The sequence below is a fragment of the Acinetobacter sp. TUM15064 genome (assembly GCF_008980265.1).
In the GTDB taxonomy this organism is placed as follows: domain Bacteria; phylum Pseudomonadota; class Gammaproteobacteria; order Pseudomonadales; family Moraxellaceae; genus Acinetobacter.
This window is the reverse complement of record NZ_BKFU01000036.1, coordinates 12,007-35,982: the sequence shown is the minus strand read 5'-3', so window position 1 is coordinate 35,982 and position 23,976 is coordinate 12,007. Positions and strand designations below refer to the sequence as shown.

Annotated in this window: 24 protein-coding genes and 2 pseudogenes; 10 read left to right on the top strand and 16 right to left on the bottom strand. The window is 41.3% G+C overall.

Features of this window, described 5'->3' with window-relative positions:
- Positions 1–202: 202 nt before the first annotated feature.
- From GBI16_RS11550 to GBI16_RS11530, 5 genes and pseudogenes are all read right to left on the bottom strand, one after another.
- Positions 203–851, bottom strand: a pseudogene (locus GBI16_RS11550) (IS5 family transposase); the annotation flags it as partial.
- 235 nt (positions 852–1,086) lie between these two features.
- Positions 1,087–1,389: a putative quinol monooxygenase gene (locus GBI16_RS11545; protein ID WP_000920558.1), complete on the bottom strand. Its 303-nt coding sequence runs from the start codon at positions 1,387–1,389 to the stop codon at positions 1,087–1,089.
- 334 nt (positions 1,390–1,723) lie between these two features.
- Positions 1,724–2,554 (bottom strand): S-formylglutathione hydrolase, encoded by an 831-nt coding sequence (gene fghA / locus GBI16_RS11540; RefSeq protein ID WP_151707125.1) that lies wholly within the window; start codon positions 2,552–2,554, stop codon positions 1,724–1,726.
- A 228-nt stretch (positions 2,555–2,782) separates the two neighbouring features.
- On the bottom strand, positions 2,783–3,895 hold the full coding sequence (locus GBI16_RS11535; protein WP_004740249.1) for an S-(hydroxymethyl)glutathione dehydrogenase/class III alcohol dehydrogenase: 1,113 nt from the start codon (positions 3,893–3,895) through the stop codon (positions 2,783–2,785).
- Between the two features lie 21 nt (positions 3,896–3,916).
- A complete protein-coding gene (locus GBI16_RS11530) occupies positions 3,917–4,192 on the bottom strand; it encodes a metal/formaldehyde-sensitive transcriptional repressor (protein ID WP_001133624.1) in 276 nt (91 codons plus the stop codon).
- Between the two features lie 467 nt (positions 4,193–4,659).
- Here GBI16_RS11530 and GBI16_RS11525 point away from each other — a divergent pair, with 467 nt between their 5' ends.
- Positions 4,660–5,655, top strand: a complete 996-nt coding sequence (locus GBI16_RS11525) for a zinc-dependent alcohol dehydrogenase family protein (protein WP_151707124.1) — start codon at positions 4,660–4,662, stop codon at positions 5,653–5,655.
- Positions 5,645–6,661, top strand: a complete 1,017-nt coding sequence (locus GBI16_RS11520) for a zinc-dependent alcohol dehydrogenase family protein (protein ID WP_151707123.1) — start codon at positions 5,645–5,647, stop codon at positions 6,659–6,661. Before GBI16_RS11525 ends, GBI16_RS11520 begins: the two co-directional genes overlap by 11 nt.
- A gap of 49 nt (positions 6,662–6,710) precedes the next feature.
- On the opposite strand, the gene GBI16_RS11515 is transcribed toward GBI16_RS11520, so the two are convergent.
- Positions 6,711–7,610 carry a LysR family transcriptional regulator gene (locus GBI16_RS11515; RefSeq protein ID WP_151707122.1) on the bottom strand — a complete coding sequence of 300 codons (900 nt, stop codon included), beginning with the start codon at positions 7,608–7,610 and terminating at the stop codon, positions 6,711–6,713.
- A 135-nt stretch (positions 7,611–7,745) separates the two neighbouring features.
- Here GBI16_RS11515 and GBI16_RS11510 point away from each other — a divergent pair, with 135 nt between their 5' ends.
- From GBI16_RS11510 to GBI16_RS11500, 3 genes are all read left to right on the top strand, one after another.
- A complete protein-coding gene (locus GBI16_RS11510; RefSeq protein ID WP_151707121.1) occupies positions 7,746–8,486 on the top strand; it encodes an SDR family oxidoreductase in 741 nt (246 codons plus the stop codon).
- A gap of 71 nt (positions 8,487–8,557) precedes the next feature.
- Positions 8,558–9,556, top strand: coding sequence for a zinc-binding alcohol dehydrogenase family protein (locus tag GBI16_RS11505; protein WP_151707120.1), 999 nt, complete (start codon positions 8,558–8,560; stop codon positions 9,554–9,556).
- A 20-nt stretch (positions 9,557–9,576) separates the two neighbouring features.
- Positions 9,577–9,861 carry a putative quinol monooxygenase gene (locus tag GBI16_RS11500; protein ID WP_005206902.1) on the top strand — a complete coding sequence of 95 codons (285 nt, stop codon included), beginning with the start codon at positions 9,577–9,579 and terminating at the stop codon, positions 9,859–9,861.
- Between the two features lie 193 nt (positions 9,862–10,054).
- On the opposite strand, the pseudogene GBI16_RS11495 reads toward GBI16_RS11500, so the two are convergent.
- Positions 10,055–10,647: pseudogene (locus GBI16_RS11495) on the bottom strand (IS3 family transposase); the annotation flags it as partial.
- A gap of 158 nt (positions 10,648–10,805) precedes the next feature.
- Between GBI16_RS11495 and ribA the strand changes: the two are divergent.
- Positions 10,806–11,408: a GTP cyclohydrolase II gene (ribA, locus tag GBI16_RS11490; protein WP_151707119.1), complete on the top strand. Its 603-nt coding sequence runs from the start codon at positions 10,806–10,808 to the stop codon at positions 11,406–11,408.
- Between the two features lie 120 nt (positions 11,409–11,528).
- Here ribA and trpA read toward each other — a convergent pair whose 3' ends face one another.
- Both trpA and trpB read right to left on the bottom strand, forming a co-directional pair.
- A complete protein-coding gene (gene trpA / locus GBI16_RS11485; protein ID WP_151707118.1) occupies positions 11,529–12,314 on the bottom strand; it encodes a tryptophan synthase subunit alpha in 786 nt (261 codons plus the stop codon).
- Complete coding sequence (trpB, locus tag GBI16_RS11480) at positions 12,311–13,522, bottom strand: tryptophan synthase subunit beta (protein WP_151707117.1); 1,212 nt, start codon at positions 13,520–13,522, stop codon at positions 12,311–12,313. The genes trpA and trpB overlap by 4 nt, the downstream gene beginning before the upstream one ends.
- 100 nt (positions 13,523–13,622) lie before the next feature.
- Here trpB and GBI16_RS11475 point away from each other — a divergent pair, with 100 nt between their 5' ends.
- The 4 genes from GBI16_RS11475 (at position 13,623) to GBI16_RS11460 (ending at position 16,373) form a co-directional block, all read left to right on the top strand.
- Complete coding sequence (locus GBI16_RS11475; protein ID WP_151707116.1) at positions 13,623–14,516, top strand: LysR family transcriptional regulator; 894 nt, start codon at positions 13,623–13,625, stop codon at positions 14,514–14,516.
- Between the two features lie 113 nt (positions 14,517–14,629).
- Positions 14,630–15,202: a nuclear transport factor 2 family protein gene (locus tag GBI16_RS11470; protein WP_151707115.1), complete on the top strand. Its 573-nt coding sequence runs from the start codon at positions 14,630–14,632 to the stop codon at positions 15,200–15,202.
- A complete protein-coding gene (locus tag GBI16_RS11465; protein WP_151707114.1) occupies positions 15,178–15,675 on the top strand; it encodes a chalcone isomerase family protein in 498 nt (165 codons plus the stop codon). Before GBI16_RS11470 ends, GBI16_RS11465 begins: the two co-directional genes overlap by 25 nt.
- An 11-nt stretch (positions 15,676–15,686) precedes the next feature.
- Entirely contained in the window at positions 15,687–16,373 is a 687-nt protein-coding gene (locus tag GBI16_RS11460; RefSeq protein ID WP_086209427.1) for a response regulator transcription factor, read from the top strand.
- A 21-nt stretch (positions 16,374–16,394) separates the two neighbouring features.
- Here the strand turns inward: GBI16_RS11460 and GBI16_RS11455 are convergent, their stop codons facing one another.
- The 7 genes from GBI16_RS11455 to GBI16_RS11425 are packed head-to-tail and all read right to left on the bottom strand — an operon-like array spanning position 16,395 to position 23,880.
- A complete protein-coding gene (locus GBI16_RS11455; RefSeq protein WP_151707113.1) occupies positions 16,395–17,717 on the bottom strand; it encodes a HAMP domain-containing sensor histidine kinase in 1,323 nt (440 codons plus the stop codon).
- Between the two features lie 34 nt (positions 17,718–17,751).
- Positions 17,752–18,801, bottom strand: coding sequence for a cyclopropane-fatty-acyl-phospholipid synthase family protein (locus tag GBI16_RS11450; RefSeq protein ID WP_151707112.1), 1,050 nt, complete (start codon positions 18,799–18,801; stop codon positions 17,752–17,754).
- An 8-nt stretch (positions 18,802–18,809) separates the two neighbouring features.
- The gene (locus GBI16_RS11445; RefSeq protein ID WP_151707111.1) at positions 18,810–19,589 is read right to left on the bottom strand and encodes a DUF1295 domain-containing protein; all 780 of its coding nucleotides are present in this window, start codon (positions 19,587–19,589) and stop codon (positions 18,810–18,812) included.
- Positions 19,590–19,613: 24 nt separating this feature from the next.
- The gene (locus GBI16_RS11440) at positions 19,614–20,813 is read right to left on the bottom strand and encodes a cyclopropane-fatty-acyl-phospholipid synthase family protein (RefSeq protein ID WP_151707110.1); all 1,200 of its coding nucleotides are present in this window, start codon (positions 20,811–20,813) and stop codon (positions 19,614–19,616) included.
- Positions 20,810–21,604, bottom strand: coding sequence for a DUF1365 domain-containing protein (locus GBI16_RS11435; protein ID WP_151707109.1), 795 nt, complete (start codon positions 21,602–21,604; stop codon positions 20,810–20,812). The genes GBI16_RS11440 and GBI16_RS11435 overlap by 4 nt, the downstream gene beginning before the upstream one ends.
- A 9-nt stretch (positions 21,605–21,613) precedes the next feature.
- Positions 21,614–22,897: an NAD(P)/FAD-dependent oxidoreductase gene (locus GBI16_RS11430; protein WP_151707108.1), complete on the bottom strand. Its 1,284-nt coding sequence runs from the start codon at positions 22,895–22,897 to the stop codon at positions 21,614–21,616.
- Entirely contained in the window at positions 22,894–23,880 is a 987-nt protein-coding gene (locus tag GBI16_RS11425) for an acyl-CoA desaturase (protein ID WP_151707107.1), read from the bottom strand. Before GBI16_RS11425 ends, GBI16_RS11430 begins: the two co-directional genes overlap by 4 nt.
- Positions 23,881–23,976 lie beyond the last annotated feature (96 nt).

Here is a 23,976-nt window from a genome sequence, read left to right as displayed (position 1 = left end):
AGGCTTTCCCCTTGGTCATGTGCGCTGATACAAGGAATCGTTGTTTTTATTGACAACATAATAATTAAATCATTAATCTCAAAAAAAACAAAGTAAAAAAAATCCGCAACTTGCGGATGGTGCAGGATAAAACTGATATTAACTAACATAGGCTTTGTTGTACAAAGGCTTGAAAGGCAGAGTTCTGCTAAGTGAGTCAAATTTAAGATACAACTTGTGTATGAGGGATACCTAATTCAGTGAATTTATTCAAGACCGCTACACGAGCATGAATCTCATTCACCTGAATAGGAAAGCTTCTTACCGTTAATTTATCTCCCAATAATTTGATGCAATATATCTTGGTTTCGACCAAACTTCGACGATGATAGTCAGACCACTTTTTCCAGAGGGATCTTCCAAGCCGTTTAACTGTTTTCAATAACTCATTTCTATCTAAAGATCCCAATTTCTTATCTTACCATGGCCTCGCATTTTTTCTTGGAGGAATTAAGGTATGTGCATGACGATCTGAAATCACTTGTCTGCACAATTTCGTGTCATATGCTCATCCGTATAGACAGAATCAATAGATGGGATTTGATTCAGCAGAACACCAAGACTTGTGAATCACTGGCATTATTTGTTGTGAGCTGTACAGCTCATTTGCAAGGTTTTAGCATCTATACAAATATGCAGTTTACGTCATTGCCGACGATATTCAGATGATGTTTTTTGCATTTCCATTCAACTTCACCTAAAAACTTCAAACTGGTACTATAAGTGGGCAGATGGAGACCCCCCATACTTTTTTGATAGAGAATCTCAATATCGATATGTCTTTGTCTACGACAGAGGATTGAATAATCTGGTACGGCTCATAAACACCTCGTTAATTAGCCATTTTATCTAACTAAAGAGTGTCTACAAAATCGGTGGCTATTCACCTTGCCCTGTTCTGGATATTGACCCATTTAAATGATGAGATTAAGCCAATAAATAAAGTAGCCCAACTTGAATAAAAAGCCTCTGACAAACCTCACAGGGTTGAAGTGCTGCCTTTCATTCAAAATTTCAGGCAGCACACTCATACATTTAAGCGTCGGTTTAAGCTGGTAGTTTACTCGCCAAAACATCTACTTTTTCAATAGACGGTGGCTCTGAAAATAGCTCTTCGGCCTGAGCCATCAACGCAGCTGCAACCTTGCCAGATAAATGCGCTTGGCGACCCGCCTCATCAGGAAATGCATCAAAAATACCAAATGTTGTAGGTCCAAGACGTAAGCCAAACCACGCAACTGTCGCAGGTTCTTCCATTACAATAGGTAAACCGGCTTTAAGGAAAGCTTCCACTTCGTCTTCTTTACCCGGTTTAGCTTCAAGACGGACATATAAAGCTGTTTTAAGCATGACTAAAACTCCACAATTGACTAGAATTAAAACGATTCTGACATTGCTAATGTATGCATGTCAGAAAGTTTTGTTGTATAAAAGTTAAAAAAAATTCCCATAGCTGAGCCAAAATCTGATTTTTTTATTTCGGCATAATGCTATGAATTTATTCAAGTTAATATCATTAACATTTGAATCAAAAAATTAAGATATGAGATGATTAAATTCAATCTTAGTTATATAAGGATCAATTGATTCGTCCTTAGATTTATAAGCTGACCTCTTCATCTGGAAATTATATTGCTCAAGAAGCATTCAAGAACAACATTGTACATCCTCATATCTATGAAAGTTATTTAGCTAGGAATTTGCTGTGAAACTCTATATGTTTCTCTATAAAGCTCGCAATGAAGTAATAGCTATGGTCATACCCTTCTCTTAGGTTAAGTGTAAGAGGATATTCTTTTTCCAAACAAATACCACTAAGAAGCTTAGGCCTTAACTGTTCTTCAAGAAAATCATCAGCTGTTCCCTGATCGACTAAAATAGGTAAATGAACTTCAGCATTTTTGATTAATTCAATCGCATCATAGCTTTTCCATAAAGTTTCGATTTCACCTAGGTAGTGTGTAAAAGCCTTTTTCCCCCAAGGTACTTGGCTAGGTGCAACAATTGGTGCAAAAGCAGAAATGCTTTTATACAGCTCAGGATTTTTTAACCCAATTACTAATGCACCATGACCACCCATGCTATGCCCCATAATGCTTTGGACTTGATTGGTCGGAAAATTCAGGTCAATCAGATTTCTGAGCTCTTCCACAATATAATCATACATTTTGAAATGCTGTGACCAGGGTGCTTGTGTTGCATTCACATAGAATCCTGCGCCTTGGCCTAAATCATAATCTGCATGATCTGGTACATCCTCTCCACGTGGGCTGGTATCTGGTGCAACAATAATGACTTTATGTTCAGCCGCATACTTTTGTGCTCCGGCTTTAGTAATAAAGTTCTGTTCGTTGCAAGTCAGTCCTGATAACCAATATAAAACTGGCAACCGCTCATCTTTGTCATGAGGTGGCAGATATATTGAGAATTTCATTGAACAGTTTAATGCTATTGACTGATGGCGATACACTTCTTGCGATCCACCAAAAGAAGCATGTTTCTCAATTATTTCCATAATCAATTACCTATGTTGAGCAAGACTTCATGAGAAATCAAGTAAACAAAGAGTCTTACATTCTCCACAGAGAATAGTGATAAAGATTTAAAATGTAGGCAGGTTTATTGAACCTATACACGATGCCTACACAGATAGATCTGTTTTACAGATGATGTACCGTTTTAGAGGATTCCATGCATGTCATTCATAATGCACATGCATGGAAAAGTATAAGGTCTGACGCAATTATTCGTAATGAATTACAGTACGAATTGACTTACCTTCATGCATTAGATCAAAGGCTTCATTGATCTGATCCAAGCCCATCGTATGTGTCACAAATGGTTCTAATTGAATTTTACCTTTCATGGCATCTTCAACCATTCCTGGAAGTTGCGTACGACCTTTTACGCCACCAAAGGCAGAACCTAGCCATTTACGACCAGTAATCAGTTGGAATGGACGGGTAGAGATTTCCTGACCTGCGCCAGCTACACCAATAATTACGGATTGTCCCCAGCCACGGTGTGCACTTTCAAGGGCTGAACGCATCACATTCACGTTACCAATACATTCAAATGAATGATCTACACCCCAGCCAGTCATTTCGACAATTACTTGCTGGATTGGTTTATCGTAATCTTTAGGGTTCAAGAAGTCCGTTGCACCAAACTCTTTTGCCAGCGCAAATTTATCTGGATTCATGTCAACCACAATAATACGCCCTGCTTTAGCTTGACGTGCGGCTTGTACGACTGCCAGACCAATACCACCTAAACCAAAGACCGCAACACTATCACCTTCTTGTACTTTAGCCGTGTTGTGTACTGCACCGATACCCGTTGTTACCCCACAACCCAGTAAGCAGACATGTTCATGATTGGCTTCAGGATTGATTTTAGCCAATGATACTTCTGCCACTACAGTGTATTCACTGAACGTTGAGCAGCCCATATAGTGGTAAATCGGTTGACCATTGTAGGAAAAACGAGTGGTACCATCTGGCATTACGCCTCTACCTTGAGTTTCGCGAACGGAAATACACAAGTTCGATTTTCCAGATTTACAGAATACGCACTCGCCACATTCAGCAGTGTAAAGTGGAATAACATGATCACCTGGTTTGACGCTAGTCACGCCTTCACCAACCTCAACTACAACACCAGCACCTTCATGCCCGAGAATAGCGGGAAAAACACCTTCAGGATCATCGCCAGATAAAGTAAATGCGTCTGTATGACACACACCGGTATGGGAAATCTTAATTAATACTTCACCTTTCTTTGGTGGTGCAACATCAACTTCAACAATTTGAAGAGGTTGACCAGGACCAAACGCAACGGCAGCACGTGACTTCATGGAATAATTCCTTATACAGATCTATTTTAAATATGATTTTAGAATCTTAGCGATTTCAGCCAACTCTTCTTTTCGTTGTTGTTCTGTGGTTTCACCTGATACTAAAGTGTCCTTTAAATGAACCTCTAACATCTCATTCATTAAACCATTAATAGCACCACGCACAGAGCATATTTGTTGCAGAATTGCACCACATTCCACATTGTCTTCTAACGCTTTTTCAATCGCTTGCGTCTGACCTTTGATCTTTCTGACGCGTAGAAGAATCTTTTTTTTGTCTTCAACCTGATTAGGCATCAGACCTCCTTATTTGCTAGCTTTTATACTATAGTACCCCATAGTATAAAAAAAGCAATATTTTTTATAAATCGAAAATCAAAAAGCTCTTTAGCGAAAATTTTCTATCCCTGTTTTTAGTTTTTTTTAAATTAACATCATAGAGCTTATGCGAAAGTCACAAAAAAATGGGACTTTTAGCTCCCATTTTTTATTTTGGCTCATGTTCTTTGTAATGCTGTGACCTTTTAGAATTATGTTTCAAATTTTAGCCACTTTGTAGATATTTTAAACGTTTCAAGCCTTGAAAATACTACCGACAGTTTAGATTAAAATGCCTTTACAGACTGTACTAGAATATTTTTAGTGAGCGGATGATATTTATTATTCATTATTTAGGAATTATTAAATCCTATAAATATCATTTATTGGATTAATTTACTTTGGTACTGTGCATATCATCCCCCAGTTAAGAATAAGGAACAACTATGAATAAGATGATGAATGCTCTTATCCTAGAAAATTTTGGCGATCATGAATTTACACGTGTAGAACTCCCTATACCTCAACCAGAGGCTGGGCAAGTTCTAGTACGTATTCATGCTAGTGGTGTAAACCCTATTGATTATAAAATTCGTCTTGGTGAAGCACCATATGCTATGCCAGAACTTCCTGCCGTGTTGGGAACAGATATGGCTGGGGTTGTAACTGCTGTTGGTGAAGGTGTCACCCACTTCAACGTCGGAGATGAAGTTTACGGTCTGATAGGTGGCGTTCGTGGTCTTCAAGGATCTTTAGCAGAATATGTTGTAGCAGATGCTGATCTGATCACATTAAAGCCACGCAATATCTCTATGCGCGAGGCAGCAGTACTACCATTGACGTTCCTCACCGCTTGGGAAGGTTTAGTGGATAATGCGAAGGTCCAACCAGGGCAAACTGTACTGGTTCAGGGTGGTGCTGGTGGCGTTGGTTATATGGTGGTTCAGCTTGCAAAAGCACTTGATGCAAATGTTTGGGCGACTGGTCGTACAGCTGATCAATCACTGATTTCAGAACTCGGTGCAACACCTCTCGATTACACAACAGCATCTTCCGATGACATTATTGCTGCAAGCCCTGAGGGTCAAGGTTTTAACATTGTTTACGACACTGTGGGTGGTCCAGTACTCGAAGCTTCACTTTCCATGACAACTCACTATGGCCACATTACCAGCTGTGCTGCATTTGGTAATCATAATTTAGCGAGTTCATCTCTACGTTGTGCCACAGTGTCTGGCGTATTCGTCCTAATGCCGATGTTAACAGGCAATCGCCGTGCTCATCATGGTGATATCCTTAAGATCGCGACTCGTCTCGTTGAGGAAGGTAAACTGCGTCCTATTGTTGATCCTCGTCATTTTACTCTAGACCAAGCGATTGAAGCTCATGATGCTGTTCAAGATCGCTCTGCCAATATTAAGGTCGTTATTGATGTCATTTAACGCACTTCAGGCCAAGACTTGGCGCTTCAATTGTATTGGAGATACAGATGTTCTGACATTAGAAACACTTCCTGTTGCTTTACCAGCAGCAGGAGAAGTTCTAATCCAGATGAAAACGATCGGACTCAATCGGGCTGATGTAATGTTTCGGCGTGGTACTTATATTCAAAAGGCAGTATTCCCTTCTCGCCTGGGATATGAGGGAGCAGGCATAGTTCTGGCAATAGGTGAAGGTGTACGCCAATTTTCTCCAGGAGATGCAGTATCGATTCTTCCGACTGACAATCTAGCCAAATATGGGACATATACGGACAAGCTTCTGATTCCAGAAACTTTTTTAGTTCACAAACCTGATAGTTTAAGCTGGGAAGAAGCTTCTTCAATCTGGATGCAGTATTTGACGGCTTGGGGTGGTGTAATCCATGCTGGTGGAGTTTCGAAAGGCAAAACGATCTTGATCACAGCAGCTTCAAGTAGCGTAGGACTAGCTGCGATACAGATAGCTGAAGCAGCGGGTGCTAAGGTCATTGCAAGTACACAGACGATAGAGAAAAAGCAACGTTTACTGGATCTCGGTGTTAAAAATGTTATAGCCAGTGAAGATGAACCAGATTTGTATGAGGCGCTTGTTTTACGTTTAGGTGGAGAACATCTTGATGTCGCCTTCGATGCTGTAGGAGGGCCACATATTGAACAGATTGCAAAAGCGATGTCTGTAGGAGGAACTATGGTTATGCATGGTGCGCTTAGCCCGGAGATCACACCATTTCCCCTTAAAGTTGCATTACGCAAGAGCTTAACCATGCGAGGTTTTTTGTTCCTTGAGGTTCTCCATGACCCTGTTCTAAGGGAGCAAGCCAGACGATTTATTCTTAGCAGTATAGGTGCAGGATATCTTCGTCCAGTGATCGACTGTTGCTTTAACTTTGAGGACATGCATGACGCTCAGCGCTATCTTGAATCAAATCAGCAAATAGGAAAAATTGTAGTTACTCTAAATACATGATGGTCTTATCTGATTTCTACTTTCTAGAAAAAAGTTAGTTCCATCTGATTCAGGTTTCTATATGGCCCAGCACTTCCGCTAAGTAATCAAACAATGCTCGGATTCGCAAAGGTGTCGGGCCCCGCTGTGGACGATATAAATACAGACGCCAAACGGGAGAGGTTTCCTCATGAAGTATCTGAATGAGCTTACCACTCCTAAGCCACGGCAAAACTAGAAATCCAGGCATGTGTCCGAATCCAACTCCAGCGAGAATCGCTTGAAATTCAGCTTCTAGATCATCTGTAATAAAACGGGGATTTGATGGCGTAAAGTTTCGACTTTCGGTGAATGTCCATGGCCAGTTACGCCCTGTTTTATGATCGACTAGTGCTGTTAGAGGGTATTTATCAAGGTCAATAATTTTTTTGGGCATTCCGACCTTATCAATTAACTCTGGCGTACCCACAGAATAAAAGTTCACTTTCGCCAATTCCCTTGCCACATATCGATTGTCCGGCAAAAATCCAAATCTGATCCCGATATCTATCCGCTCATCGATCACATCCGAGTGTGAATCTGTTAGCACACAATCCACGACAATATCTGGATAACGTGTGGCAAATTCTGCTAGTGCAGGTACTACCAATTTACGCCCTAACACTGACGAAACAGTAAGACGGACAGTCCCACGCATTTCATCTCGTTTTTCCTTGGTGTCTTTTACAAGCAGAGCATCAATCGATCCCACCGCAAAACGTGCTTGCTTTGCCAAACGCTCACCATCAGCAGTAATTTTAATTTGTCGAGTACTCCTGTAGAACAGAATCTCTCCGCGCTGCTCTTCTAGCTCTTTTATTGCCCGTGTCACTAGCTGCGGGGAAATACCGAGCTGAGTGGCTGCCTCTTTAAAATTTCGAGACTCTGCTGCGACACAAAAGATACGCATCATTTCCAATTTGTTATGCATGTCCAATCCTGTGTTATGGCAATTATTCCGTAAATAGGAATTCTGAAAGATAATATTATTCATTTATTATATATAACAAGGCTGTAATACTTAACCCATCAAATATGATTGACAGATAGGTTGAAGGGCACTTGTATGAATAATATAGAAAATAAAGTTATTGTTATCACTGGTGCAAGTAGTGGTTTAGGTGAAGCTACTGCTCGCTTACTTGCTAAAAAAGGTGCAAAGGTTGTACTTGGTGCTAGACGTACTGAAAAATTAGAGGCTATTGTTCACGACATTCGTACTGAAGGTGGTCAAGCTGAATTTATTGGTATGGATATAACCAAACCACATGAAGTACAGGCACTTATTGAAAAGGCATTAAGTGCATTTGGTCAAATCGATGTATTGGTAAACAATGCTGGATTAATGTCTATTGCACCATTAAGCGAGCTAAAAGTTGATGAATGGGATCGTATGATCGACATCAATATTAAAGGTGTTCTTTATGGTATAGCAGCTACCCTACCTGTTTTCCAAAAACAAAACTTTGGACACTTTATTAATCTCGCATCTGTTGCAGGGTTAAAAGTATTTAGTCCAGGAGGTACTGTTTATAGCGGTACTAAGTTTGCTGTAAGAGCCATCTCTGAAGGACTTCGTCATGAAGTTGGGGGGACAATTAGAACGACTACTATTGAGCCTGGTGCAATTGAGTCAGAACTAAAATTCGGTTCTTCTCATAAAGAAAGTTCAGAGTTTGTTACTGATTTCTACAAACAAGCTATACCAGCTGACTCAGTCGCTCGAGCAATTGCTTATGCAATTGAACAGCCTGCGGATGTAGATATTAATGAAATTGTTTTACGCCCAACGAGCCAAGAGTTTTAATAATTGAATAACAAAAAATGGGAGCACCTTGCTCCCATTTTTACTATATTTTTAAAGTTAAGGACAAATCTATGAAAGCCGTATCGTATGTTATAAATAACCATGATGATTTTAAAAATTCATTGGTAGATATTGAACAAGCTAAGCCTACGCTTAAGGAGCGTGATGTACTGGTAAAAGTTCAGGCAATCTCTGTGAATCCAGTTGATACCAAAGTGAGAAAAAATTCGTCTGAAGCAAATAATCGTATTTTAGGTTGGGATGCCGTTGGGGAAATTATTGAAGTTGGCTCAAAAGTTACCTCGTTTAAAGTAGGAGATTCTGTTTGGTATGCTGGCGATTTAACCCGAGATGGTAGTAATGCTGAGTTTCAAGCAGTCGATGAACGAATTATCAGTCTTAAACCAATTACAGTATCTAATGCAGAAGCAGCAGCATTGCCATTAACTGCAATAACGGCATGGGAAATGCTGTTTGATCGGTTTCAAATTTCAGAAACAGAAGTTGGCAGTATTTTAATTATTGGTGGTGCAGGTGGTGTAGGATCAATTGCTATCCAACTCCTAAAAGCAAAAACAAATCTGACCGTTATAGCAACAGCTTCACGTGAAGAAACGAAATCTTGGGTGGAATCACTTGGTGCCGACCATGTCATTGATCATAGCAAAGATTTAAATGCACAAATCGAGACACTAGGCATTGCAAAACCAAAATACGTATTCTCTACAAATCATACAGAAACATATATCAAGCAAATAGTTTCTCTGATTGCACCACAAGGCAAGCTTGGATTGATCGATGATCCACAAACATTTGATATTATGCCGTTTAAGACTAAATCTATTTCTATCCATTGGGAGTTGATGTTCACCCGTTCAATGTATGAAACCGATGATATTGAAAAGCAAGGTGATCTGTTGCAACAGGTTGCCCAACTAGTTGACCAGCAAAAAATTAGAAGTACCCTCAACCAAAATCTAGGCAAAATTAACGCTTCAAACTTGGAGAAGGCGCATAAGTTACTTGAATCAGGCAAGTCAAAAGGCAAAATTGTACTAGAAAACTTCTAAAACAAATTAAAGGTGAAATAATGACTATTTCAGTAATTGCGAACTTTAAGGCAAAATCAGATCAAAAAGAGAGGTTAGAAGCGCTTTTACAAAGTGTAATAGAGCCTACGCTTCAAGAAGAAGGATGCTTGAAATATGAGCTTTATATTAGCGAAAATGACTCGAGTAGATATTTCTTCTTAGAAGAATGGCGTAGCAGGGAGGATTTAGATATCCATATAGCGTCTGATTATATTCAAAGTTTATTTGGTAATATCCAATCGCTAATTGAATCAAGTGATATTGTAGAAATCAAAAAAATATAGCTGTATTCAGACATTATGATGAAGTATTCTTCAAATTAACATAGGGACTTGGAAAGCTAACAAAAAATGGGAGCTATAAGCCACTGCTGTCCCACAATTTTTCACAAGAGGAAGCTTAAATAAGATTCCTCTTGTTTAATGGGATTTTATCGGGTGAACCGTACCGGGTTTGTCGGAGACTTTTTTATTTAAGTTAGGCCACCTGACCTAACGGGTTAATCTTATCATAGTACATTGCTTCAAACTCAAAAGGCGATACATAACCCAGTGCACTGTGTACACGCTTTTTATTGAACCAATCTACCCAGTTTAGTGTCGCAAGTTGTACATCTGCTAAACTTTGCCAATCTGCTTTTAAATATTCAATCACCTCTGTTTTGTATAAGCCATTCACTGTTTAAGCCAAAGCATTATCGTATGAATCACCAGTCGTACCGACTGATGCTCTTATATTTGCTGCTTCTAAAAGATTGGTATAACGAATGGAAAGATATTGCATACCTCTGTCGGAATGGTGAATCACATTCTTTGGCATACCTCGATCGTGCAATGCTTGCTCTAATGCATCGAGCACCATATCTGTATTCATCCGTGTAGATACTTTCCGTCCAACAATTGCTCGTGAGAACACATCAATAATAAAGGCGATATAGACCCAACCTGAATTGGTTTGAATATACGTGAAGTCATCGACCTGAGCACTGCTTCGCAAGGGTCAGGATGATCAGCATTAAAATTCCGTTTCACTAAATCATCTGCTCTTTTTTGAACATCTAGGCTACAGGTGGGTTAAATAACATTTCACATAAAATTCACTATCAGATACATACTCTTTAATTGGGAGTAAAACGCTGAAATTTATAACTGCAAAAAGTTCGGCCGATGCTTTTAAGATAGATTAATTAAATTGTATTAAATATAAATTTATATAGGTGTATTCTTCAGTGGCTATAGAATTTGTTTCCAAATCAAAGTTACCTACTGCATTTGGCGATTTTGAAATTATAGCATTTCAAGATCAAAGTACTGGTGAAGAACATATCGCTCTTGCCAAAGACATGGATACTATTTCGAATCAACCTGTACTGGTCAGAATACATTCAGAATGCTTAACAGGAGATGCTTTTGGATCACTCAAATGTGATTGTGGTCCACAATTACACTCAACCATGAAAATGATTAATGATGCAGGTCAAGGTGTCATTTTATACTTACGCCAAGAAGGCCGTGGCATAGGACTAACCAATAAAATTCGAGCCTACGCACTTCAAGACCAAGGACATGATACCCTTGACGCCAATTTATTATTAAACCTGCCAGCGGATGCTCGCAAGTATGATATGTGTACCATTATGCTCGATTATTTAAAAATAAAAAATGTAAAACTCATTACAAATAATCCGCTTAAAATTAAATCTTTAACTGATTTGGGAATTAATGTTGTTGAACGTATTCCTTTGAAAGTAGGCTTAAATAGCTTTAATAAGAATTATCTCGAAACAAAGCAAAAACGTATGTCACATCTGTATGATAATAGTGATTTTTAAAAAGTGATCACTTTCAGAAAAAATCCACATACAAAGTTTCATCTCCCTTACGGGAGAGGGTTTTATCACATATGGTTCTTGATAAATTAACTTTAAATATACGGATTAAAAAACAGGATATTATTTATTTTCTCTCAGTATCTGCGAAAAAACTGTGACCTTTTCTAAAGTCGCGATCATTCCCTTATTAAAAAAAGTATCGACAAGCGCTGAGCCAATGATAATAAGATCAACTTTATTGGCTAAGGCTTTAACGTGGCTTTCATTTTTGATCCCGAAGCCAATTGCAACTGGAATATTAAAAATAGGCTTAATTTCAGCAATCTTTTTCTCAAGATTAGACAGATTGAAGTCTCCTCCTGTTAAACCATTTTCTGCAACATGATATAAAAAACCTGTCGCGCGCGCTGAGATTTGCTCTAACCTTTCAACTGGGGTAGTCGGCGCTGTCATTGCAATGAAATGCATATTTTTTTCATTTAATTGCACTTCAAAGTTTTCTCGATATCCATATGGAGCATCTAAAATCAATATTCCATCTATAAGATTTTCTGTTTCGGCGATAAGTGTCTCAAAACCATATTGCATCATCGGATTTAAATAAGTCATGAAAATTATTGGTGTCTGGTCATCATGCAGCCTGATTGCTTTTACCAACTCAATGGTTTGTTTTACCGTTTGACCTGCACTTAATGCCCTAAGATGCGCTGCTTGAATGATTTCCCCATCTGCAACTGGATCTGAAAAAGGAATGCCAACTTCAATAATGTCAGCCCCAGCTTGACCTAATTGGCTCAACAGACGACAACTTTCTACGAAATTAGGATCTCCAGCAGTAAAATAACAGACCAGACCACTTCGATTTTCCAGTTTCAATTGCTCTAATTTTTGATCTAGACGGTTCATGCTTTAGCTCCTGCAAGATATTTTTTGACCGTGTTTAAGTCTTTGTCACCTCTGCCGCTTAAATTGACAATAATAATCTGTTCTGGCTGCATTTCTTGAGCAAGTTGAATCGCATACGCAATTGCATGAGAACTCTCAAGCGCAGGGATAATACCCTCCTGTTGGCTTAAAAGCTGAAATGCATTTACAGCTTCTTGATCGGTTATAGCCGTATATGTGACACGTCCTGTTTCAAACAGAATGCCGTGCTCAGGACCAATACCAGGATAATCTAAGCCGGCTGATATAGAGTGTCCTTCTAAAATCTGCCCATCTAAATCTTGTAATAAATAGGTTAAATTGCCATGCAGCACACCAACTTGACCTTTGCAAATAGAGGCGGCATGTTCCCCAGTATGTGTTCCTTTCCCCCCCGCCTCAACGCCAAACATTTTGACATTCAGGTCTTCTATAAAGGGATGCATCAACCCTAATGCATTTGATCCACCACCAACACAAGCAACTAAGGCATCAGGCAGTTTATTTTCTTTCAGGAGTATTTGGTTTCTGGCTTCTAAACCAATAATTTTCTGAAATTCTCTCACCATGGTGGGATATGGATGAGGGCCTGCACCCGTACCCAATAGGTAATAGGTTGTATCCACATGACGAATCCAGTCACGTAATGCTTCGTTCATGGCATCTTTTAAAGTCCCACGCCCTTTTTGAACACTTCTGACTTCAGCACCGAGTAATTTCATACGTTCAACATTCATTTGTTGGCGCTGAATATCTGTTTCTCCCATAAAAATGATACATTTCATCTTAAACAGCGCGCAAACCGTTGCTGTTGCAACACCATGTTGCCCAGCACCCGTTTCTGCAATGATTCTGGTTTTGCCCATAAATTTGGCTAATAAGATTTGCCCTACACAATTATTGATCTTATGAGCACCCGTATGGTTCAAATCTTCTCGCTTGAAATATATTCGAGCGCCGCCTCCATAAGCTGTTAGGTTTTTTGCATAAAATAGAGGACTAGGACGACCAACAAAGTCCGTTAAAATCTGCTGATATTCAGCCCAAAATTCAGGTTTTTGCCGAACAGTATTAAAGGCTTGCTCTAATTCTTGAAGTGCTGGCATTAAGCTCTCTGGCATGTAACATCCACCAAATTTACCAAAAAATCCCAAGTCATCAGGACCATTACCTGTATAAGGGGTTGTCATCTCATATCTCTTGCTGTATCCATTTTTTTCATCTTAAAATATTTTCATTTTTCTGATAATTGATATATTTTGAGCTTATGGTGTTAGAAAATTTTACAACATGAAACGCAGAACATTACCTCCCCTTAATGCTTTAAAAGCATTTGAAGCCGTCGCCAGAAATAAAAGTTTCAGCTTAGCTGCGGAAGAATTGTGTGTCACCCATAGTGCGATTAGTCATCAAATAAAACAGCTAGAAGAATGGTTAGATAAAAAATTGTTTATTCGACATTCCTCGACCATCTCTCTGACGGCGGACGCCGAAGAATTATCTCGAGTTTGTACGCATCTTTTTAATCGTTTAGAACAATGTGTCTTTGAGTTAACAAATAAAACATCAGAGGTAGAAGTAGTCATAGGCGCTTCTCATAGTTTTATGGCAAATTGGCTGATTCCCCGATTAGAAAAGCTCGAAATAATCTATCCCAATATCCATATCAAATTAATGACGTGTAATGACTTAAAATTGTTAGAAAAAGAGAAAGTTGACATATTGATCAATAGCATCAGTGAGAATCATATGCTTCCCAACTTTTTGAATAAATATCTGTTATTTCCCGATAACATGGGTCCTATTTGTAATCGTGAAATAAATCCGCTTCATACAAAAAATGATCTTTTAAATTATCCATTACTTCATACCCACTCAAATAAAAGTGCATGGCATACATGGTTTAATCAGTCCCAAATTCACTTTTCCCCAAAAGCGAATGATCGCTATTTTGATCGTCTGAATTTAATGATAGAAGCGGCTGTGTCTGGGTTAGGAATTGCGATAGCGCCTCAAATTTTAGTCGAAAAAGAAATATTAAATGGAAGGGTCATTGCCCCTTTTGGTTTTATCTATTGTGACTATAATTTTTATGCAATGGTCAGAAAAAATAACGAAAATCGTGATGTCATGAATATCATTCATTGGCTAATGACTGAAAAAAAAAGAGAAAGTGAAATTTAATCCTTAATCATCAAAATTCTATTCAATGTACTGTCTTTAGCATCTATCTTCACATTCTGTTCACTTCAGCCTCTCTAGAGTGGGAGGATAAACTGTGAAGATGGACAGTGAACATGAATCAAGTCAAAACGTTAGTGGCAATTGCCTTATCCTTACCAGTGCTTTTCCTGTCAGGATGTAAAAGTGTTCCTCGTTATTCCTCTGATTATGCAAATGCCAGAGCGAGTATTCAAGGAATACCCTTAGATGATGCAAAAGCACTAGAAATCGGCACCCGCTTCACTTCGGCATTTAATACGTTGGGCACACCTAAATTCGTTGAAAATGCTGGAGCACTGTATGCAGATCAGCTTTTTATTAACGACACTCTGTCGCAATTTTCATCGCGTCAAAAACTGCTTGAACATTTTCAAGGTATGAACCAGCGGGTGAGTAATGTCACTGTCAGCCTATTAAATACTTCATATCATCAAGACTCTGCCTATGTGCATTGGCATATGGTTTATGATTTTAAAATGTTCGGGAAGACACGAACAATGGATTCATTTGGAATCAGTGAAATAAAGGTCAACCCAAACCATCAGATTATTTTCCAACAAGATTTCTGGGATCCGGCCAATGGTCTGTATCGTTCTTTGCCATATGTAGGAGGAACCTATTCATGGGTACTGCCTTTCAAAAAGTAGCCATAACCACTGTACTGATGCTCGGGAGTTTCGGTTCGTGGGCGCATGCACAGAGCTTAAATAAATGTGGTAATGGCCCACTCATGGTGGGACAAAAACAGGTCGGTGTGGCTAGTTACTTTGCGCAAAACTGTAGCCAATCCTGGAAAGAGCAGACGATCCAGATGGACTTTTCCTATACACAGAATATTCCTGAATGGGCATTTAAGCGTGCAGCTACACATCTGCTCAAGCGTAATGTCAAAGACCCCAACATCCAGGCCATTTTCAATCCGATCAGCGATTTGTATCGTCCGGTCAGATCAGGTGATCTGTACCGCTTGAAATACAGCCATGCCACGCAAACCCTGAGTTTATCCCTCAACCGGAAAAATTTAGGGCAGCTGCAGCATCCGCTGGCCCAGCAATATTTTAATATATGGCTTGGTCCCCAGCCATTTAGTGCTAAATTAAAACAGCAATTATTAAATTAGTATCCGCGACTATGTCCAAACATTTTATCCTCATGGTTGAAGACCATTATGAACTGGCCTCTACCTTATGCGAGTTTCTGGAAGAGCATGATTTTGTGGTGGATCATGCCCGCAATCTGAATGCTGCGCGCCAGCTACTGAAACAGCAACGCTATCATATCTTGCTGTTGGATATTAACTTGCCAGACGGTTCCGGTTATGAACTGTGTGAATGGCTGCGTCATGAAGAAGGTCTGGACCTGCCAGTGCTGATGCTGACCGCTCGGGATACCTTGGACGACAAACTCAAAGGCTTCAATTCCGGCACGGATGATTATCTGGTTAAGCCGTTTGACTTTAACGAGCTAGTGGTGCGGGTCAAAGCTCTGATCAAGCGTTCGCTGGGTGAAGTGTCCAGTAGCCGTCTGCAAATTCACGACCTGATTTTGGACCCGGCAAGACAGCAGCTGACCCGGGCTGGGCAGAGCATTGAACTGCCTCCGATTCAGTTTAAATTGTTAAAATTGTTGATGCGTCATTCTCCTAAAGTCCTGACCAAACAGGAAATCATGATGGAACTCTGGGGTGATGAAGAGCCGGAAAGTGATGCCCTGCGTAGTCACATCTACAATCTGCGTAAAATGGTCGACAAGCCTTTTGAGCAAAAACTGATTCATACCATATCTGGTGTCGGTTTAAAGATTGCTTTAGAAACCTAATCTTTTTAGGCAGACAGAGATCTAGTTTAAATACACTACCACGATTAAGCCGGTCGTCATCTCCAGATCAACATCCTGATGGGTGCTGAGATAATACTGCCGGTCAAACAGCTCGACCCGCCAGCCCAGCTGCTTGCACAACTTCTGTACCAGTTGCAGGCCAATCCCGTGCCCTTTGATTTCCAGTTGCAGCTGCTGTCCAGATAGCTCCTGGACTTTGGCATTATTTGGCAAAGGAACACCGACTCCATTGTCAGCAATGAGTACTTTATTTTTTTGCAGAATCACATTAATTTCTGTGCCTTGTGAATAGTTCAGCGCATTACGCAGAATATTGCCAAACACCATTTTGGTCATTGACGGATACAGTTTACGTGGCTGTTCATCGAGGTCTTTTTGCAGATCAATCTGCATGCCTTTGTTATGGCTAACGCTGTCCAGATCTTGCACCAGATTGTCCAGTAACTGGGACAGCATGCTTGGTTCTGCACTTAAAGTATTGGTGGTGTTGCGGGCGATAGCCAGCAAAGTATCGACCAGCAGTTGCATATCTTCAATGGTATTGTGCAGGCGGGTAAAGGACTTATTGTCGCCATAGCGGGCCTGACATAACTGCACATTGCCTTTTAAGATGGTAAGTGGCGTGCGAAGCTCATGACTGACATCACCAGTAAATTCACGTTCACGCTGAATAAACTCGCTTAATACCTGATGATATTTTTCTAGCGCCTGCTTCAGATATTCCGCTTCCAGATTGGAGTCGGTACGGATGTCCTGAAACGGTGAAGCCTGATTTTTATAATCTTCCCAATCAATATGTTCCAGTGCGTTGGCAAGCCTTGTAATGGGAGAAAAATAGCGCCGGGCACGACGGTTCCACCACCATAACATACTATAAAGTACAAACAAGCTGACCATCAGTGGTGCCAGACCAAACAGCCAGACCAGTTTATTGACATTGCTTTCGCCAAAAACCAACAGCACATGCTGCCCGTCTTTTTCATCATAAACGGTCATGCGTTCCTTGCCATCGACAAAATGTCGTTTCACCCCTTGCTCAAGTGACATATTCTTAAATTGGGAGGGTGGCACAGTGTTCCAGCGGTAACCATACAGGTTTTTGGTATCGGGCAATTCTGCAGCAGGATTACGTTCTAATCGCTGCCAGTAGTGTGACATTTCCTGTTCTAGCGCCGTTCTGAGCAAAGAACCTTTAATCACCCAGGCACTGAAGCCAATCCCAATCACCACAGACAAGGCAATGAATCCGATTTGCAGCCAGTAGTAGCGGTTAAACACCTCACTCAGAGGATGATCACGTTTATCCCTAAATAGCTTTAACATTGATGCATTCCCGCTGGCCAATCCCACTGTTCAATTATAAGGCTTTCTTCTTTAACAGAAAGTGGCCAATGACCCACTCGCGTCCATTGTCATAACCAAATAGCTCGGCACAGGCCATAAAGAAAATCCGCCAGCGCTGCCACCAGATTGCGGCATCCGCGCCATAAGTTTTTTCAAATAAGGGCTTTAGCTCCACCTGTTTACCATCCATATTTTCTAGCCAAGCATTTGCGGTACGTTCATACTGCGTGCCCGCCCATTGCCAGTGCTGTTCTAGCTGTAAATGCTGCTGAAAATGTAGGAAAGTTGAGGCTGCTGGCATCAAACCACCACTAAAGAAATATTGCGACATCCAGTCAAACTCATTTTTAACTTCAAACGGATAATGCAAGAAACGATGACAGAAAATATGACACCACAATAAGCCATCTGGTTTGAGCCAAATACTAATATTTTCAAACAGTTTTTGATAGTTGCGTACATGCTCAAACATCTCCACCGATACCACACGGTCAAATGACGCAGGTTCAAGTTGCAATACATTGGCATCACAAGTGATCACATTAAGGTTATCCAGTTTTTTTAAACGGGCTTGTTCCTGAATATACTCGCGCTGCGTTGAAGAATTTGACACGACTGTAATACGGGCCGTTGGATAATGCTCGGCCATATATAGACTTAAAGAACCCCAACCGCAGCCAATTTCCAAAATATCCTGCCCGTCTTTCAGTTGTGCTCGCTGGCAATAGCATGCAAGGGCAGCTTCTTCGGCTTGGTCTAGCGTCATATCGGCATGTTTAAATAGACTCGCGCTATATTTCAAACGCTTACCGAGTACTGCCTGAAAAAATGCGGTCGGCAGTTCATAATGCTGCTCATTGGCTTTGTCTGTCTCAATGGCAATTTCGCTGTTTTTCAGCATGGTCAGCACATCCATATAGCGCTGCGCTGCCAATGCAGGGTTAAACCGACCTTCTTGTGCCAAACGTTTTTTGCTTAAAGTACGAATGCCGGCCCGAATCAGCGGGTCAGGCACTTTGCCGCTTTCGATCAGTTTTAAAGATTGTTGAATCATAAAGTCCATGTATTTACCTATTCTTTGGGTGGCCACGGAATAAACATTGAAGTTCGTCGTTGATAGTCTTTATAGTTGTCACCACGGTGGGCGAGCGCCTGTTTTTCACTAAATGGAATACCTGTAAAGTAGTACAGGAATAGCCACATCAGCAGTGGATAAATCCATAATTCATAGCATCCTACTGCCAGACCGAGCACTGGATAGGCAAACCAATGCAGCCATTCAAAAAAATAATTCGGATGGCGCGAATATTTCCACAAGCCCTGATCCATGGTTTTACCTTGATTCTGTGGATCTAGCTTAAAACGGTAAAGTTGCTGATCTGCAGTGCTTTCACCTATCAAAGCCGAGAGCATGATCATGCCCGCCACAATCACAGTGACCAAAGTCCAGTCATTCCATTGCTCGGTCGAGATACTTAACAACTTCAGCATTGGGTAAGAAAACAGTAGAGCCAAACCTGCCTGGAATATAAAAAACACCAGAAAACCAAGATGCTGATAATCCCCCATCGCTCGGCGCATGTTGGCATAACGCGTGTCTTCTTGGGTTTCATTGGCATAGCGCCGTAACAGATGCCAAGTCAGACGTGAAAACCAGATCCCACTCGCCAGTCCCAGAAATAACCGAACCAACATCGGTGCACTGTCAATCGCCAAAGCGGGAATAATCACATTAAGGACAATACTGAAACTCCAAGCGACATCGACCAGCCCTGCTCTGCGGTTATAGGTCACCAACACCCAGCTACAGAGCATGATGAAGACATTGAGCAAAAATAAATCTAGCAGCATGTCGCCCTCCTGTTTTATTTCTGCTTAGTAAGCACTGGCTTCAAACAGCAAATGAACATCACTGATCACACCTTCCCTAAAACCACCTTCGCAATAACACAGATAAAAATCCCACATACGTATAAAACGCTCATCAAAATCAAGTTGCAGTACTTGATCACGCTGCTCCAGAAAACGCTGGCGCCAACACTTCAGGGTTTGTGCATAGCTTTGACCAATATCTTCCAGATGTTTGAGACGAAGTTTTTGCTCAGAAGCCGTTTGCGTGATCACACTGATACATGGAATAAAACTACCGGGGAAAATATAACGCTTAATGTAATCTACCGTATTTAAAGCTTTAACATAGCGTGCATCTTCAATCGTAATCGCCTGTATCAAGGCTAGACCATTCGGCTTGAGGACCTCGCGGCATTTTCGGAAATAAGTTGGTAAATATTGCTCACCAACTGCTTCAATCATTTCAATGGACACCAATTTGTCGTATTTACCCTCGAGTAAACGGTAGTCCTGAAGCTGTACAGACACCCGATGAGACAGCCCTGCTTCAGCAACTCGGGCGAGTGCTTCATCGTACTGAGCTTTGGAAATGGTAATGGTGGTCACCTTACAGCCATAATGCTGAGCCGCATAAATCGCAAAGCCTCCCCAGCCACTACCAATTTCGACCAAATGGTCCATCGGTTTCAATTGAAGTTTCTGGCAGATCAATTCTTTTTTATAATCTGAAGCTTGTTCCAAGCTCATACAAGGGTCTTTAAAGACAGCACTGGAATACATCATGCTGGAATCTAAGAACAATTTAAAAAACTCATTGCTCAAGTCATAATGCTCAGCAATATTCTGACGACTTCCATCAATCGAATTCTTGCGGGATTTATACCAAGCCTTGAGTACCAACTGGCTGGCTTTTGCCACTACATTTTGATTCATTCGATCAAGCACATCACGATTACGCGCTAGAATACGAATTACATTGACCAGATCTTCACTGCTCCAGTAACCCCGAATATAGCCTTCTGCTGCCCCCAGTACACCATTACGGAATAGCAAATCGATAAGTCGTTGGTCATGAACTTGAATTACCGCATGCAAATCACTATAGTTTTCCCCGACCAAACCACTCCAAATACCTTTAAATATCAACTGACCATGACGCAATTTTAGCATATGGCGTAGGACTATCGGCAGTTCGGTATGTTCTCCCATTAACAGTGTTTTCATCGTAATGTATTTCCTTTTTCTTTTTTAGGATGCCGATAAAACGGAATTTTCTTTTTCCATAAGCGCAAAGCATGTAGATAAATCCCACTCACCATCCTAAAGGGCTCAAGAACTTTTAATACAGCATATCGATGTTGCTGTGAAGGAAGTGTGATGGCTTGCAGCTTAAATTTCATCGTGGCATCAAATTGCACTATTTCTTGTTCAAACAGCTGCATGTGAATCACATTTTGCTGTTCTGAAAAGCTAAAACGCCAACGATAATCCAGTGACATCGGCATGAATGGTGACACATGAAAGGCCTTTTTAAAGTCAAACTGGTGGCTCTGGTAAGGCGTATGTTTAGTTACATTGTGCCGACAATCGTGAATGTACACCTGACGTTCATTCCACGGTGTATTGGTGATTTCACTCAGTATAAAAATCAGTTGATCGGTCGTATCAAAGATCAAATAAAACACCACAGAATTAAAACGAAAACCCAGTGTGCGTGGTAAAGCCAGTACACGAATAGATGCAGCATGTGGTAAATGATAGTTTTCGTGCTTGATCAGTAACCGTGCAACTTTCTGCCGAATCGAGCCATATTCCATGTTCAGAAAGTCACGCTCATCCAAGGTCAATAAATTCCAGCGACTAGAAGACCAGAACCAAGATTTTTGGGTAAAATTTGCCAGTTGATCCGGATCAAAGCATAAATAGCTAAGCTTCACCTCAAAAGCATGCGATTTGGGCAAATAGCGACGATGGCGAATTTCGGTAGAAGCGATAGCCAGTGGATACATTTGCATTCTGTACTCCTAAGCCACTTGCTCAGTGTGTTGCAGCAACTGATTTACAACCCATGAAGCACTACGCGCTCCATCTTCATGAAAGCCCCAGCCCCAGTAGGCACCACAGTATGACGTCCGGTTCTGACCATTAACATCAGCCCAACGTTGTTGTGCCTCAATCGCGGCAGCATCAAATACTGGATGACGGTAATATCGTTCTACCCATATTTTTTTCGGATCGAGGTTAAAGTTAGGATTGAGTGTGGCAAAGATTTGGGTTTTACAATTCAGGTTTTGTAACTGGTTCATCCAGTAACTGAAACCATAATGCATACCACTGTGCTGGAATGGGGTCTGTTCCGTGGCCTGACTCGGGGTTACATGCACATGCCAGCTGGCCCATTGGCGTCTGGATTTTGGCATGATGCGGGTATCAGAATGCACCACCATGCGGTTATCCTGATAGCGGAACTTGCTCAGTACGTCCAACTCCTGCGCGGACGGGTCTTTCAGTAACTTCAGGCTGTCGTCAGCATGGCTGGCAAATACGACCCAGTCAAAACGTTCGCTGCCCTGTGTCGTTTCAACCAGCACATCATTGGCAGTACGGGATACATGGAGAACACCCGTTTTGCGGAAGCTAATATTGGCCTGAGACTGAATCGCACGAACGTAGCGAGCCGATCCACCCTTGACCGTAAGCCATAACGGCCGGTCTTTCAGTTGCAACATGCGATGGTGCTGGAAAAAGCTCACCACAAATTTATAGGGAATCTGTCCGGCTTGCTCCACCGGACAGGACCACAGCGCCCCACACATCGGATAGAGATGTTCCTGACGGAAGGCTTCGGAATAGCCATGCTGATTCAGATACTCATCAATACTGAGTTGTGCATCAACCTGCTCGACATCCAGATCTCTATTGGCGGCATAGAAACGGAACAGATCCGACAACATCGCGCGAAAATCAGCCTTTAAAAAGTTTTGTGGTCTAAACAACAGCGAGAATTTTTTTGAAGGATTGTACTGTAAGCCGCTGACCTGATTATTCACCGAAAAGCCCATGTCACTGCTTTGCGATTGAATCCCGAGTTCTTTTAGCATCGCGCAAAACAGCGGATAGTTATGCTCGTTAAATACAATAAAGCCACTGTCCACTGCAACCTGTTCGCCGTCTATATTCAACTGATGAGTATCGGTATGGCCGCCAAAGTAATTATTCTTTTCAAACAGCGTGACCTCATGCACTTTGCTGAGTTTCCAGGCAGCATACAGACCGGAAATACCTGAACCAATAATCGCAATTTTCATGGTGATTCCTTCGATTGAATCGTGTGAGTGCCTGCTGTAGCGGCTTTTTTCTGTTTTCGAGCCTGGCTAATTTTACTGGCTTCATAGACCCGTGCTGGAATTGGCTTGAGTCCCCAGACCAGCCCGAGCCAGGACATGAGTTTCAGCAGATAATAGGTGATATCAATCTGCCACCAGTAAAAGCCTTGCCGGGTACTGCCAGCATAATAATGATGGTTGTTATGCCAGCCTTCGCCCAAGGTAATAATGGATAGGAATAAGTTGTTGCGGCTTTGATCTTCAGTGTCAAAATCCCGGCTGCCGTAATGATGCGCCAGTGAATTGATACACAAGGTGGCATGGATCAGTAACACGGTAGAGATGACAAAGCCCCAGACCAGCAATTGCAGGCCTGATGTACCGAGTTGCGGCCACGTGATGGCTAGCCATTCCCCCAATGCATAAATTCCGCCTGCGGTCAGCAGCACCACAATCAAACTGAAACGATCTAGCCAGATTAATTCTGGATATTTCAGCCAGTCTTTGATGACTTCTTTACGCGTGGCAAAGTTATATTCATTCAGAAACCAACCCACATGGCTATACCACAAACCGTGGGTAGATGAATGCGGGTCTTGTGACGAATCTGTATAGCGGTGGTGATAACGATGATGAGCTGCCCACCATAAGGGGCCACGCTGTGCACTCATGGTGCCTAGTAATACAAATAGGAACTGCACTGGACGCGAGGTTTGAAAGGTTTTATGCGATAAATAGCGATGAAAAAAAGCCGTAATGGAAAACATACGAATCAGGTAGAACAGCAGCATAAAGCCCACTGCAAACCACGACACTCCCACCCAGAACACTGCTAGACAAGCCAGATGCAACAGAATAAAGGGTAAAATCCGCTGCCACTGAATCTTGCTGTTTTCAGCCGTCAGTGTTTCGGGCGCTGTGGGTGTGGACCAGCTGTCTATCCATCGCATCAGAGTTTTCAACATGGACTCATCCTACTTTCGAGCGATTGTATTTATTCTATTTGATGAGTGTAATCAGTCAGGTATGAATTTTATGTGAAGTAAATAAAAAAACCGAAC

Coding starts and splice junctions, on each gene's coding strand:
- GBI16_RS11545 (WP_000920558.1), bottom strand. CDS start 1,389: ATGCTTAAAACAGCTTTATATGTCCGTCTTGAAGCTAAACCGGGTAAA.
- fghA (WP_151707125.1), bottom strand. CDS start 2,554: ATGGAAATAATTGAGAAACATGCTTCTTTTGGTGGATCGCAAGAAGTG.
- GBI16_RS11535 (WP_004740249.1), bottom strand. CDS start 3,895: ATGAAGTCACGTGCTGCCGTTGCGTTTGGTCCTGGTCAACCTCTTCAA.
- GBI16_RS11530 (WP_001133624.1), bottom strand. CDS start 4,192: ATGCCTAATCAGGTTGAAGACAAAAAAAAGATTCTTCTACGCGTCAGA.
- GBI16_RS11525 (WP_151707124.1), top strand. CDS start 4,660: ATGAATAAGATGATGAATGCTCTTATCCTAGAAAATTTTGGCGATCAT.
- GBI16_RS11520 (WP_151707123.1), top strand. CDS start 5,645: ATGTCATTTAACGCACTTCAGGCCAAGACTTGGCGCTTCAATTGTATT.
- GBI16_RS11515 (WP_151707122.1), bottom strand. CDS start 7,610: ATGCATAACAAATTGGAAATGATGCGTATCTTTTGTGTCGCAGCAGAG.
- GBI16_RS11510 (WP_151707121.1), top strand. CDS start 7,746: ATGAATAATATAGAAAATAAAGTTATTGTTATCACTGGTGCAAGTAGT.
- GBI16_RS11505 (WP_151707120.1), top strand. CDS start 8,558: ATGAAAGCCGTATCGTATGTTATAAATAACCATGATGATTTTAAAAAT.
- GBI16_RS11500 (WP_005206902.1), top strand. CDS start 9,577: ATGACTATTTCAGTAATTGCGAACTTTAAGGCAAAATCAGATCAAAAA.
- trpA (WP_151707118.1), bottom strand. CDS start 12,314: ATGAACCGTCTAGATCAAAAATTAGAGCAATTGAAACTGGAAAATCGA.
- trpB (WP_151707117.1), bottom strand. CDS start 13,522: ATGACAACCCCTTATACAGGTAATGGTCCTGATGACTTGGGATTTTTT.
- GBI16_RS11475 (WP_151707116.1), top strand. CDS start 13,623: ATGAAACGCAGAACATTACCTCCCCTTAATGCTTTAAAAGCATTTGAA.
- GBI16_RS11470 (WP_151707115.1), top strand. CDS start 14,630: ATGAATCAAGTCAAAACGTTAGTGGCAATTGCCTTATCCTTACCAGTG.
- GBI16_RS11465 (WP_151707114.1), top strand. CDS start 15,178: ATGGGTACTGCCTTTCAAAAAGTAGCCATAACCACTGTACTGATGCTC.
- GBI16_RS11460 (WP_086209427.1), top strand. CDS start 15,687: ATGTCCAAACATTTTATCCTCATGGTTGAAGACCATTATGAACTGGCC.
- GBI16_RS11455 (WP_151707113.1), bottom strand. CDS start 17,717: ATGTTAAAGCTATTTAGGGATAAACGTGATCATCCTCTGAGTGAGGTG.
- GBI16_RS11450 (WP_151707112.1), bottom strand. CDS start 18,801: ATGGACTTTATGATTCAACAATCTTTAAAACTGATCGAAAGCGGCAAA.
- GBI16_RS11445 (WP_151707111.1), bottom strand. CDS start 19,589: ATGCTGCTAGATTTATTTTTGCTCAATGTCTTCATCATGCTCTGTAGC.
- GBI16_RS11440 (WP_151707110.1), bottom strand. CDS start 20,813: ATGAAAACACTGTTAATGGGAGAACATACCGAACTGCCGATAGTCCTA.
- GBI16_RS11435 (WP_151707109.1), bottom strand. CDS start 21,604: ATGCAAATGTATCCACTGGCTATCGCTTCTACCGAAATTCGCCATCGT.
- GBI16_RS11430 (WP_151707108.1), bottom strand. CDS start 22,897: ATGAAAATTGCGATTATTGGTTCAGGTATTTCCGGTCTGTATGCTGCC.
- GBI16_RS11425 (WP_151707107.1), bottom strand. CDS start 23,880: ATGTTGAAAACTCTGATGCGATGGATAGACAGCTGGTCCACACCCACA.